Source organism: Bacillus sp. AK124 (assembly GCF_053903085.1).
Window position 1 is genome coordinate 2,469,791 of record NZ_CP096378.1, and the last position, 13,081, is coordinate 2,482,871.

Genomic DNA, 13,081 nt, shown 5'->3' on the forward strand with positions numbered 1-13,081 from the left:
TAGAAATCTTAAACTAAATTTAAAGCTTTTAGGCTTTCTGCGATTTGTACGGAATTCCATGCTGCGCCTTTCAGCAGGTTGTCGGAAACGATCCACAGATGGAAACCGTTCGGGCGGTCAAGGTCTTTTCTCACCCGGCCGACAAACACGTCTCTTTTTCCTACTGCATCTGCAGGCATCGGATAGACCTGTTCAGCCGGATCATCCTGCAGAACGACGCCTGGAGCTTCTTTTAACAGATTTTTAATATCTTCTGCTGTCACATCATCACGGTCTGTTTCGATGTAGACGGATTCTGAATGCCCTGTTGCAACCGGCAGTCTGACACATGTGGCTGAAACTTGAAGCTCAGGCATGTGCATGATTTTTTTCGTTTCATTTATCATTTTCATTTCCTCAAACGTAAAGCCGTTTTCCTGGAATTTATCGATTTGAGGAATAGCGTTAAATGCGATTTGGTAGTGTTTTTCATCACTCTTCACCGGCATGATCTCAGGCTCGAACGGTTTGTCGTTCAAAATGGCTTCGGTTTGCCCGTAGAGCTCTTTTACCGCTTCATTTCCGGCTCCCGACACCGCCTGATAAGTCGACACGATGATTTTGTTTAAACCGAAAGCCTTGCGGATCGGTTCGAGCGCAACAACCATCTGGATTGTTGAACAGTTCGGATTTGCAATAATGCCGTTGTGCTTGTGCAAATCTGCCTCATTGACCTCAGGTACGACGAGCGGAGTGTTTTGGTCCATTCGGAACGCGCTCGTATTATCAATAACGATCGCCCCGCGTTTGACAGCCTCGTGAGCAAGCGCCTGCGAAACGCTTCCCCCAGCGCTGAAAAGCGCGATGTTGACGCCTTCAAAGCTCTCTGGACGAGCTTCTTCTACAGTGTACTCTTTGCCTTTGAAAGTCTGCTTCGTACCTGCTGAACGTTTTGAGGATAATAAAGTCAGTTTATCCAGTTCAAAATTCCTGTCTTCTAGTGTTTTTAACATTTGCTGTCCTACAGCGCCTGTCGCACCAACTACTGCTACATGTAATCCTCTGCCCAATTGTAAAACTCCTTCCACCTTAATCGTCGTAAACGATTGGTTGACTATGCATTTTACATTTTATTTTAACATAGATGTGTGCCGTGGTGATTGATATTTTTTGTTACAACTTTATTTTCAAAAGATTTATTGATCACTGTGGACCAGGATAGGCTGCATTTGTTTATGGGAGAGCGCTTCTTCGACCGCCGGCACTAAAAGATCCATTTTGGCGACAAGCGAATTCGGCTTTTTATAAGGATCATCCTGGCCGAACGGAATAAAGTAAACGTTTTTTGCCGCCATCAGCCTCATCAAGTTGACGCCGTTCAAGCCGAGCGCATCATTCGTTGAAATACCGAGGACGACGGGACGGGAGTTTCTCATCGTCGCCTTGGCCGCCATGAGAACCGGACTGTCCGTCTGGGCGTTTGCGAGCTTGCTCATCGAATTTCCCGTCAGTGGCGCAACAACCATGCAGTCCAGCGGAGTTTTCGGTCCGAGAGGCTCCGCTTTCGGAATGGAATCAATGACTTTAAATCCAGTTAGTTCCTCTATTCTCCTGACCCATTCTTCTCCTTCTCCAAAGCGTGTGTCCGTCGACTTGACAGTATGTGTGACGACCGGTCTCACTTCAGCTCCATTGTTGATCAGCGCTTCGATTTGCGGAAATACAGCATCATACGTGCAATGTGAACCCGTCAGACCAAATCCGATTCTTTTTCCTTTGATCGACATTATGACAGCCCCTTTCGGTCGGTTGTTAATTCAGACAAAAGGTTGCACAAAACATTGGCAATAATCTGTCCCGCCGTTTTAGGCGCGACGATCCCGGGGAGTCCCGGAGCAAGCAGCGCTTTAATGCCTTGCTTTTCAGCAAAATCAAAATCGGTGCCTCCGGGACGGGTTGCTAAATCGAGAATTAATGTTCTGGGTGTCATTCGTGAGAGGACGTGTTTATCGAGAATCAGGCTTGGAATGGTATTGATGCAAATGTCGATATTTTCAACATGCTCTGCAAGTTCGTTTGTGTGGAAAGGAGTGAGGCCCATCTCCAAGATTCTGGCGAGGTGGGCGGAGTCGCGCGCTCCGACTTTTACGCGTGCTCCGAGCGCCGAGAACGACCGGCTGATGCTCATTCCCGTCCGCCCGAGCCCGAGAACCATCACATTCGAGCCGTGAATCGTAAAGTCTGTATGCTGTATGGCCATCATAATGGCACCTTCGACTGTAGGTATCGAGTTGTAAATCGCAATATCGTCTCTTTCAAAGAGCTTGACAAGACGGCGGTTTGCCCCTTTGGCCATGCCGTCTAAATACTGGTTTGAAATCCCTGAATAAATCGCACAGTGAGGCGGAGTTTTTTCTAAATGTTCCTGTTTTAACACCACTTTTTCATTGGAAAAAACAGTCGCAACCGTTCCTTCCATCGATGTGCCTGATACAGGCAGAATAATGCTGTCTATTGTGCCAAAGTCGAGTTCGTTCAGCTTTAGTTTTGTAGCTCCGGTAAACCCGTGATCAAGCTGGTCAAAACCGATTAAAAAGACCTTTGCATCCTGTTCCGTCAGCTTGCGGATGATCTCGAGCTGCCTTGCATCGCCGCCGATGATTGCAATCGTTAATCCGGTTAACATGGCTCTAACATTCACCTTCTTTTTTGACAAGGATCTAATTCATAAGCTAATTTCATCATATGACAAAAAGGAAATAGCGGTGAATTGAAATCCAGAAAAACAAAAAGCCCGCCCCAAGGGACGGGCGGGTGTTCTAGGCTTGCTTATTCTTCTTTTGTCACGCTGCTTTCCGGCACATCCAAAATGATCATATCCGATCCGATTTTTTGAATTTGCGACCAGGGCACCTTGATGTCATTCCCCTGTTTTCTGCCAAGTCCGAACCATTTTACAGAAGGGATAATAAGAGCGGTAATCTGTCCGTCCTGCTCATTGATCTCAAGATCCGTCTGCCCCAGTACGCCAAGCCGTTCAGCCCGCTTAACATCGACGATTTCTTTTCCCGAAAGCTCACTCAGCCTCATGAAAAAACCCCCTTTTGTTATGATGTATGAACCGATAACAAAAAACATGCCTGCCTAAAAAGACAAGCATGTTTTAACGAGGTATTATTTCGGCAGCTCACCCGACGGGCTGATCAATGCAGACGAGTAATCATCGGTGAAAATCCGGTTGGCAAGATTGTTCACACGCTCAAGGCTGACGGCATTCAACTTTTCGATGATTTCATCAAGCGTCCGGTGTTTGCCGAGCAAAAGCTCATTTTTGCCGTTGCGGCTCATTTTGCTGTTTGTGCTTTCGAGACTGAGCATCAGGCTGCCTTTCATTTGCTCTTTGCTGTTTTCAAGCTCTTTCGGTGTAATTCCGTCGCTTTTCAGCACACGCAGTGTTTCATGAATCGTTTCTGACAGAAGCTGAAGCTGATTTGCGCCGGTTCCGGCGTAGATCGTCATCATGCCGCTGTCTTCATAGGAAGTGTGGTAGCTGAACACGGAATATGCAAGACCTTTATCTTCCCGGACATCCTGAAAGAGGCGGCTGCTCATGCTCCCTCCCAAAATATTATTGAGAACGATCAAATCGTAGATTTCCGGGTGACCTGCTTCCAGCCCGTTAAAGCCGAGACAGAGGTGAGCCTGTTCGGTTTCTTTTTTGCGCGTCATTTTCTCATGATGAAAATCCGGTTTTGTCATGCCGGTTCTTTTGCCTTTGGCTTCATATGAGCCAAAGTGCTTTTCAGCTTCTTTTATAAAAGCTTCCGGCACATTTCCGGCTATCGAAATGACGACGCGGTCAGGCGTGTAATATTCGTCCATATATTTTCTGAGCGAATCTCCGTCAAATTCAGCAAGCGTCTCCTCTGTGCCGAGGATCGGATAACCGAGGGAATGGCTGCCGAATGACGCTTTGCTCAAGAGATCGTGGACGATGTCGTCAGGCGTGTCCTCATACATTTTAATCTCTTCATAGACGACGTTTTTTTCTTTTTTCAATTCTTCCTCGTCAAATGATGAATGAAAGAACATGTCAGAAAGCACTTCCAGAGCATAGCTTGCATGCTCATCGAGAACTTTGGCGTAATAGCACGTATATTCCTTTGAGGTAAACGCGTTGACCTGTCCGCCGATTCTGTCGAAAGACTCTGCGATGTCCCTTGCAGTGCGCGTTTTAGTCCCTTTGAAAAACATGTGCTCAAGAAAGTGCGAAATACCGTTAATTTCAGGTGTTTCATGTCTTGATCCGGTTCCAATCCAAACTCCGATGGCCACAGACCGGACAGTGGGATTGTTTTCGAATACGATTCTTACCCCATTTTGACAAGTATACCGTTTAATCAAATTTGTTCCTCCTATTCAAAGAACGGGCCGCACATCCTATTCTTCAACAAGCCTTTTTTCATTCATCAGCTGTGAAACAGTTCCGATTTGATAGCCTTTTTCATGAAGGTTCTGTATCAAAACGGCAAGACTTTTTGCAGTTGGATCTGTCGGATGCATTAATATCATGGCGCCGTTATGTACTTTGCTTAATACCCGTTGCTGTAAGACGGCCGGCTGCGGTTTCTGCCAATCGATCGTATCAACTGTCCACATGATCGTTCCCATCCCCATCTTGTGAGCCTGATCCACAACCTCTTTGCGGAAGCTGCCGCTCGGCGGGGCGAACCATTTCGGCTTGACGCCGAGCGTTTCCTCTATTTGTTCATTTGTCATCCGCAGCTGTTCTGAAATACGTTCTCTCGTCAGTTTGCTCATATCCGGATGATTGTATGAATGGTTTCCGATTTCATGTCCGCCGTTTTGGATGGCTTTTGCGAGCTCGGAGTGATGTTTCACCCATCTGCCCTCCAAAAAAAAGGTGGCTTTGACACGATGCTTTTCTAAAACGGGAAGCATCTCCTGCAAATATTCATTACCCCAGGCGACATTGATAATAAACGATACCATCGGTTTATCCGGGTGTCCGCGGTAGATCGGCTCAGGCTTTAAGGATTCTAAATGAACATCAGGTTTCACTTGATCATAAACGAGCAGCTTCTCATCAAATGCTCCGGCCCGTTTCATTTTTTTGTACGATTTTTCGATGTTTACTTTTAAGCCGTTGTAGCCGGGAATCGCTTTCCATATTTGATCAATTTTCGCATTTTGGGCCTTTACTTCATATTCAGGCGCTTTTTGCAAAAGCTCCTGGTACAATTCGTCCTTCTGAGCGGCAACCGTGACCGCATCTTTTTTCATCGCATCTATGTAATGTTGTGAATACGGACGGTTCATCATCTGATAGGACATCAGCAAAAGAAAGAAAAAAACGGAAACACGAACAATCGTTCTTTTCAATTGTATTCCTCCCTTCCCCACAAAATATGTGAGAAAAGGACAAGATAGAACCGGACCGTTTTCACGGCTTAAAACAAAGAAGCCGGGTTACCCAGGCTTCCTTTTGCTTTGAAGACGAAGACAGAAGCAAGATAAAACACCGTTTTTTACGATTTTTGTTCTTCTTTTTCCTTCTGTTCACGCAGTACAGCTTTTCTTGATAAGTTGACGCGTCCTTGTTTATCGATTTCGGTAACCTTAACAAGGAGCTCGTCGCCGATTTTGACGACATCTTCGACTTTTCCTACCCGTTCGAGCGCAAGCTCTGAAATATGGACCAAACCGTCTTTTCCGCTGAACAGTTCAACGAAAGCTCCGAATTTTTCAATCCGCTTTACTTTACCTAAGTAAAGCTGTCCGACCTCAACTTCTCTGACAAGGTCTTCGATAATTTTCTTCGCTTTTTGGTTCATGCTTTCATCGGTGGAAGAGATGAAGATTGTGCCGTCTTGTTCAATATCGATTTTAACACCTGTATCTTCAATGATCTTATTGATTTGTTTTCCGCTTGGTCCGATGACGTCGCGGATTTTATCCGGATTGATCGACATCGTCAAGATTTTCGGCGCATAAGGAGAAAGCTCTTTTCTTGATTCAGCCAATGTGCTCAGCATGCTTTCAAGAATTTCCATTCTGCCTTTTTTCGCCTGCTGAAGAGCCTCTTCCAAAATCTCTCTTGATAGGCCTTCAATTTTAATATCCATTTGCAGAGCTGTGACGCCTTTGGACGTTCCCGCTACTTTAAAGTCCATATCTCCGAGATGGTCTTCCATACCTTGAATATCGGTTAGGACCGTGTAGTTCTCACCTGATTTAACAAGACCCATTGCGATTCCGGCCACCGGAGCTTTAATCGGCACCCCTGCATCCATCATAGCAAGCGTGCTTGCACAAATGCTCGCCTGGGAAGTTGAACCGTTTGATTCAAGCACTTCAGAGACGAGGCGGATGGTGTACGGGAAGTCTTTTTCAGACGGAACAATCGGCTCAAGCGCACGTTCCCCGAGGGCTCCGTGCCCGATTTCGCGGCGTCCTGGTCCGCGCATCGGCCCTGTTTCCCCGACGCTGAACTGCGGGAAGTTGTAATGGTGCATAAAGCGTTTTGATTCCTCGACACCGAGACCGTCCAAAATTTGTACATCGCCAAGCGCACCGAGCGTACAAATGCTGAGCGCCTGCGTCTGCCCCCGTGTGAAAAGGCCTGAACCGTGTGTTCTCGGAAGGAGTCCGACTTCTGAAGAAAGCGGGCGGATCTCATCGACTGCCCGGCCGTCAGGACGAACTTTTTCCTCCGTGATCAGACGGCGCACTTCATTTTTAACAAGTTGCGACAAAATGTCTTTCACTTGTTTCAGCGTGTCTTCATCGTGTTCCTCTTCTTCAAACTTGGCCAAAACCTCGTTTTTCACTTCGCTGATCGCGTCCTCGCGCGCGTGCTTTTCATGAACCTGGATCGCTTTTAAGAGGTTTGATTCGGCCATTCCCCGCACTTTTTCTTTCAGATCGGAATCGATCTCATACAGGGTGATTTCTGATTTTTCTTTCCCGACAGCGGCGACGATTTCCTCCTGGAACGCAATAAGCCGCTTGATCTCCTCGTGACCGAACATGATCGCTTCAAGCATGATTTCTTCCGGAACTTCGTCTGCTCCTGCTTCAACCATGTTGATCGCATCTTTCGTTCCCGCTACGACGAGGTGAATGTCGCTTTTTTCAAGCTGTTCAAGTGTCGGATTAATAATAAATTCGTTGTCAACCCGGCCTACCGTCACTCCGGCAATCGGCCCTTCAAACGGGATGTCCGATACGGACAGCGCAAGAGACGATCCGAACATTGCCGCCATTTCCGACGAACAATCCTGGTCAACACTCATGACGATGCTGACGACTTGAACTTCATTCCGGAAGCCGTCTGCGAACAGCGGACGAATCGGCCGGTCGATTAACCGGCTGGCGAGAATCGCTTTTTCGCTCGGTCTGCCCTCTCTTTTAATAAACCCGCCCGGAATCTTTCCGACGGCATAAAGTCTTTCTTCATAATTCACGGTTAACGGGAAGAAATCTACGGTTTTAGGTTCTTTTGAAGCCGTTGCGGTGCTGAGCACAGCGGTGTCTCCATAACGCACCATGACAGCTCCGTTTGCTTGTTTTGCAAGCTGGCCGGTTTCTACCGTCAGCTTGCGGCCGGCCCAATCTATGGAAAAGACATGTTTCTCTTGTCCCATTCTTATATGAACTCCTCTCTTCGGATAGTTTTTACGTTACTCCTATTATGAACGAAATGAATTGAACATATCAATGGCAAAGTGCTATGTAAAGAATGAATCGGTGTCATTTAAAATCATTTATATGAACAACGCGTTTTAGAGTTGCCGGATATTCGTTCTTATACGATAAAAAAGCGGGAATCCTCCCGCTTTTTACGATTATCGACGTAATCCTAGTTTGTTGATCAACTCACGGTAACGAGTTACGTCTTTGTTACGAAGATACGTAAGAAGATTACGACGTTTACCTACCATTTTAAGAAGACCGCGACGTGAGTGATGGTCTTTCTTGTGAGTGCGTAAATGCTCGTTCAAGTTGTTGATTTGATCTGTTAGGATAGCGATCTGAACTTCCGGTGATCCCGTGTCAGATTCGTGGGTTTTGAACTCATTGATGAGTTGTGTTTTACGCTCTTGAGTAATTGCCATCCTGTTTCACCTCCATATAATATTAGCCCCGATTACCTAGCAAACGCCGGTGATTCGATTTGCCAAGTGAACGGTTTTAAAGCTACAGACAATATGATACTAGAAATGCGGGCCTAATGCAACCATTTATGATGAAGTTTAGCTATTATCACCATTGTTGACGCGTATTGCCGTTTCCATACATCTAGATTTCGGCCGGCTTCCGCTCTCTGAAGAAGCGGATCGCTTCTTCTTTGTCTCTAGAAATCTGTTCGACAAGCTCGTCAACGCTGCCGAATTTTTTTTCGCTCCTCAGCCGCTTATACCATTCGACCTTAATTTCGGACCCGTATATGTCACGGTCAAAATCGAATAAGTTGACTTCGATTGATGGCTGCCCCGGCCGTTTTTCGTAAAACGTCGGCTTGTATCCGACATTGCAGACGCCGTTGTAGACAGCGCCGCCGATTTCGGCTTTAACGGCATACACACCTGTCGGCGGGACGATGTATGTGTCTTTAAGGCCGATATTGGCGGTCGGAAATCCGATCGTTCGGCCCCTTTTATCGCCGTGGATCACAAAGCCTTTCACATGGTACGGCCTGCCGAGCAGTTCAGCGGCGTACTCGACGTCTCCGGCTCCTAGGACGGTGCGGATTCTCGTGGAGCTCACCTTTTGGTCCTGATTGGAGTATTTTGCGACAGACGTGCTTTTGACACGGCCTTTCGCATACTCCTGGAAGTTTTCCATTGTGCCTTTGCCGAATTTCCCGAAGGTAAAGTCAAATCCGGCTACAACATGAGTAACGTGAAAGCCGAGTATATATTGATCGATAAATTCTTCAGGCGATAGAGAAGCGAATTCAGGGGTAAATGTGACAACGTATAAAAAATCGACCCCTAAATCTTCAATGATGCTGATTTTGTCCTGCAATGGCGTGATTAAATCTTTTGGCTCCCGGCCTTTTTTGAGCACGGCAGAAGGGTGGGGATGAAAGGTCATCACCGCCGTTTTGACCCCTTCTCTTGCCGCGGTGTTTTTTGCTGTAAGAATCACTTGCTGATGTCCCAGGTGAACACCGTCAAAATAGCCTAATGCCATAACTGATGTCGGAAAATCCTCACGCTTCAAGTCGTGTGGGTGGGAAATATGTATCGTCTTCAAGAACGGTCACCTTTTCTATTGTTCGCTTTTTTGCACGAGTACTTTTGCCGGCTTCAACAGGCCGGTTTTGGTCGGATGCGGATAATAGACGGCTGTGCACCGGCCTGCTTCCGTAAAGACCGCAATGCGGTCTTCGCTCGTCAAATGAGAAAAGCTGCCGGGCGTTTCAAGCACCGCTCCATTTTCCACTTTCTTAGCTAATGTATCACTAATTATCCATTTCGGCAAATGATCAAGCGCACGTTCGATGGGGACGAGCTTTTCGGACAATGTTCCACCAGCAATCAAGCCTTCGACGTCTTCAAAGGTCAAGCATTCATCAAGGGTAAAAGGGCCTGATGCGGTCCTGACCAGGTTGGACATATGCGCGGGATATCCGAGCTTCTCCCCGATTGTTACCGCCAAGGTCCTGACATATGTGCCTTTTGAACATGTCACAACAAACCGAAAGCGGGCTTTATCCTGCTCATGGCGAATCTCGGATGTCAGTTCGATATGATGGATGGTGATGGCCCGCTTCGGCCGTTCAACCTCGATACCGGCCCGCGCGTATTCATACAGCTTTTTGCCGCCTACCTTGACAGCGGAATACATCGGCGGGACTTGCTCAATCGTTCCTTCAAGAGATCTCAGGACGCTCTGCACGGCCTGTTCATCAGGCGGCGCTAAAACGGGCTTCTTTTCCGTGACTTGCCCCGTCTGGTCTTCTGTCTCCGTGGAACAGCCAAGCGTGACCTCTGCATCATATGTTTTGGACTTTTCCGTCAAATACTCGACGACTTTGGTTGCTCTCCCGATGCAGATCGGGAGAACGCCCGACACCTCGGGATCCAATGTGCCGGTATGGCCGACCTTTTTTGTTTTCAACAGTTTGCGGATCTTCATGACGCAGTCGTGCGAAGTCATGCCGACCGGTTTATGTAACAGAAGGACTCCGTTATACATTCGTGTTTCTTCGCCCCTTTCTCATTTGGAGCTAAAAAGGACAGGCAGTCGCCCGCCTATCCTTTTTCAGCTTATGATTCTTCTTTGTTTGCGTTCAGCTCGTGAATCAATGTTTCGATACGGTTTCCGTAATCGATCGATTCATCGAACTCAAAATGGATTTCAGGTGTTTTGCGAAGCCTGATTCGGTTTCCAAGTTCGGAACGAATAAAGCCCTTTGCTTTTGCCAGGCCTTTGAGCGTTTCTTCCCGTTTCTTTTCATCGCCTAAAACGGAAATATACACTTTGGCAATTTGCAAATCACCTGAGACCCTGACATCAGTGACTGTTAAAAATCCGATCCGCGGATCTTTCAGCTTTCTGCCGATAATGTCACCAAGTTCTTTTTTCATCTGCTCACCCACACGGGTAGCTCTCATCGTCATGACCATACCACCTCTACGTTAAAACCACTCTGTTCTCGTGATCGTCCGTTCAATTTCCGGAAAAGAGTCGATAAAGCTTAGAACCCGTTGCAGCTCTTTTTCCGTTTGCACGCGAGAGGAAGAAACGGCGGCGATACCAAAGCTTGTGCGCTGCCAAGTGTCCTGGTAGTCAATTTCTGAAACAGAAACGTTGAACTTTGCGCGGATTCTTGTGATCACCCGCTTCAGCACCGCTCGTTTTTCCTTGAGTGATGATGCATCGTAAATGATGCATTCGCATTCAACGAAACCGATCACTTTCTTTCAATTTCTTGCATGACATACGCTTCGATCATATCGCCTTCGCGAATGTCGTTGTATTTCTTAATGGTGATACCACATTCATATCCTTGTGAAACTTCTTTCACATCATCTTTAAAGCGTTTCAGCACATCGACTTCCCCTTCATAGATGACGACGCCGTCGCGGATCAAGCGGATTCCGCTGTCACGTGTGATCGTACCTTCCGTTACATAGCCTCCGGCAATCGTTCCGATTTTAGAGACTTTGAATGTTTGACGGACTTCAACCATGCCGATCACTTTTTCTTCATACTCAGGATCAAGCATGCCTTTCATGGCTGCTTCGATCTCATCGATGACTTTATAAATGATGCGGTGAAGGCGGATATCCACATTTTCGGCTTCGGCGGTACTCTTAGCATTTCCGTCAGGTCTGACATTAAACCCGATCACGATTGCATTTGAAGCAGAAGCTAAAATAATGTCTGATTCGGTAATCGCACCTACGCCTGTGTGGATGATTTTGACTCTGACGCCTTCGACTTCTATTTTTTGCAGTGCTGCAACGAGAGCTTCAGCAGAGCCTTGAACATCAGCTTTGACAACGAGATTAATGTCTTTGACATCGCCTTGTTTAATCTGTTCAAACAAGTCATCAAGGCTGAGCTTCGCTTTATCGCTGCGCTGTTCTTCAAGCTGCTTGGTAGCGCGGGCTTCGCCGACTGAACGGGCTGTTTTTTCGTCTTTGAACACAAGGAACTGATCCCCTGCATTCGGAACTTCGTTCAATCCGGTGATTTCAACAGGTGTTGACGGCCCCGCCGATTTAACGCGTCTGCCGACATCATTGACCATCGCGCGAACGCGTCCAAATGTGTTCCCGACGACAATCGGATCTCCGACGTGAAGCGTTCCGTTTTGAACGAGCAGTGTTGCGACAGAACCTTTTCCTTTATCAAGCTCGGCTTCGATGACCGTTCCTTTTGCTCTGCGGTTCGGATTCGCTTTGAGCTCCTCGACCTCGCTGACGAGCAGGATCATTTCGATCAGCTCATCGATTCCCTCTCCTGACAGTGCTGAAAGAGGAACGAAAATCGTCTCGCCTCCCCATGCTTCAGGAACAAGACCGTGCTCTGTCAGCTCCTGCATCACTCGGTCAGGGTTTGCCGTCGGTTTGTCGATTTTGTTGACAGCGACGATGATCGGCACTTCAGCCGCTTTCGCATGGTTGATCGCTTCGACCGTCTGCGGCATGACCCCGTCATCTGCAGCTACGACGAGAATCGTAATATCCGTAACTTCCGCACCGCGTGCGCGCATCGTTGTGAATGCGGCGTGGCCCGGAGTGTCAAGGAAGGTGATCTTTTTGCCGTTTTCCTCGATCTGATAAGCGCCAATATGCTGTGTGATGCCTCCGGCTTCGCCTTCGACGACCTTCGTTTTTCTGATGCTGTCAAGAAGCGTTGTTTTTCCGTGGTCGACGTGGCCCATGATTGTTACGACAGGAGGACGGATTTCAAGGTCTTCTTCTTGATCCGGCTCTTCGTATTTTTCGAGCTCGGTTTCTTCAAGGACGATCACTTCTTCGACGTCGACGCCGTATTCTGAAGCGATCAGCTCAACGGTATCTTTGTCAAGATCTTGGTTGATCGTTGCCATAGTGCCGAGAAGCATTAATTTTTTAATGATTTCTGACGGTTCTTTTCCGAGCTCTTCGGCAAGCTGCCCGACCGACATTGAGTTGGTAAATTCGATTTTTTCAGGCAGTTCTTTTTTCGGCTTGAACTGCTTCTCCTGCGGAGATTGATGATTTTTACCGCGCTTGTTCTTTTTGTTATTGTTGTTGTTGTTTTTCTTTTTGTTTTTATTGTTAAATTGAGTATTCTGCACGTTATTCTTCTTTCCGTCTCGATTTTTGTTTGGCTTACTTCCGGCATTCTGTTTTGCGGCTTCTTGCTGCGGCTTTTGTCCGCCTGTACCGGCATCCTTTTTATTTCCCGCAGGTTTAGCGCTCTTCTTGAATTTTTGATCGAGCTGTTTGATCGCATTTTCTTCGATCATCGCCATATGGTTATTGACTTCGATATTCATATCTTTCAATGCCGCGATAATATCCTTACTTGAAACATTTATGGCTTTTGCATATTCATAAACTCTCATTTTAGCCAT

13 protein-coding genes are annotated in these 13,081 nt (G+C 47.0%); all 13 read right to left on the reverse strand.

Annotated elements, in window-relative coordinates:
* Positions 1-8: 8 nt before the first annotated feature.
* The 13 genes from asd to infB all read right to left on the reverse strand — a co-directional run bounded on the left by asd (position 9) and on the right by infB (position 13,081).
* Entirely contained in the window at positions 9-1,049 is a 1,041-nt protein-coding gene (asd, locus tag M1E06_RS12350; RefSeq protein WP_020451441.1) for an aspartate-semialdehyde dehydrogenase, read from the reverse strand.
* A 126-nt stretch (positions 1,050-1,175) separates the two neighbouring features.
* Positions 1,176-1,769 (reverse strand): dipicolinate synthase subunit B, encoded by a 594-nt coding sequence (gene dpaB, locus M1E06_RS12355; protein ID WP_025811418.1) that lies wholly within the window; start codon positions 1,767-1,769, stop codon positions 1,176-1,178.
* Positions 1,766-2,665: a dipicolinic acid synthetase subunit A gene (dpaA, locus tag M1E06_RS12360; RefSeq protein WP_020451439.1), complete on the reverse strand. Its 900-nt coding sequence runs from the start codon at positions 2,663-2,665 to the stop codon at positions 1,766-1,768. Before dpaA ends, dpaB begins: the two co-directional genes overlap by 4 nt.
* A gap of 143 nt (positions 2,666-2,808) precedes the next feature.
* On the reverse strand, positions 2,809-3,069 hold the full coding sequence (locus M1E06_RS12365) for a YlmC/YmxH family sporulation protein (protein WP_003181887.1): 261 nt from the start codon (positions 3,067-3,069) through the stop codon (positions 2,809-2,811).
* An 84-nt stretch (positions 3,070-3,153) separates the two neighbouring features.
* Positions 3,154-4,383, reverse strand: coding sequence for a M16 family metallopeptidase (locus tag M1E06_RS12370; protein WP_025811414.1), 1,230 nt, complete (start codon positions 4,381-4,383; stop codon positions 3,154-3,156).
* Positions 4,384-4,419: 36 nt separating this feature from the next.
* Complete coding sequence (locus tag M1E06_RS12375) at positions 4,420-5,382, reverse strand: polysaccharide deacetylase family protein (protein ID WP_026579722.1); 963 nt, start codon at positions 5,380-5,382, stop codon at positions 4,420-4,422.
* A gap of 146 nt (positions 5,383-5,528) precedes the next feature.
* Positions 5,529-7,646: a polyribonucleotide nucleotidyltransferase gene (pnp, locus tag M1E06_RS12380; protein ID WP_216904280.1), complete on the reverse strand. Its 2,118-nt coding sequence runs from the start codon at positions 7,644-7,646 to the stop codon at positions 5,529-5,531.
* A gap of 201 nt (positions 7,647-7,847) precedes the next feature.
* Entirely contained in the window at positions 7,848-8,117 is a 270-nt protein-coding gene (gene rpsO, locus M1E06_RS12385; RefSeq protein WP_003181879.1) for a 30S ribosomal protein S15, read from the reverse strand.
* A 184-nt stretch (positions 8,118-8,301) separates the two neighbouring features.
* The gene (ribF, locus tag M1E06_RS12390) at positions 8,302-9,261 is read right to left on the reverse strand and encodes a bifunctional riboflavin kinase/FAD synthetase (protein WP_020451435.1); all 960 of its coding nucleotides are present in this window, start codon (positions 9,259-9,261) and stop codon (positions 8,302-8,304) included.
* A 15-nt stretch (positions 9,262-9,276) separates the two neighbouring features.
* Entirely contained in the window at positions 9,277-10,206 is a 930-nt protein-coding gene (gene truB, locus M1E06_RS12395) for a tRNA pseudouridine(55) synthase TruB (protein WP_020451434.1), read from the reverse strand.
* Between the two features lie 71 nt (positions 10,207-10,277).
* A complete protein-coding gene (rbfA, locus tag M1E06_RS12400) occupies positions 10,278-10,631 on the reverse strand; it encodes a 30S ribosome-binding factor RbfA (protein ID WP_003181873.1) in 354 nt (117 codons plus the stop codon).
* 18 nt (positions 10,632-10,649) lie between these two features.
* The gene (locus M1E06_RS12405) at positions 10,650-10,928 is read right to left on the reverse strand and encodes a DUF503 domain-containing protein (RefSeq protein WP_020451433.1); all 279 of its coding nucleotides are present in this window, start codon (positions 10,926-10,928) and stop codon (positions 10,650-10,652) included.
* Positions 10,925-13,081, reverse strand: coding sequence for a translation initiation factor IF-2 (gene infB, locus M1E06_RS12410; protein WP_020451432.1), 2,157 nt, complete (start codon positions 13,079-13,081; stop codon positions 10,925-10,927). Before infB ends, M1E06_RS12405 begins: the two co-directional genes overlap by 4 nt.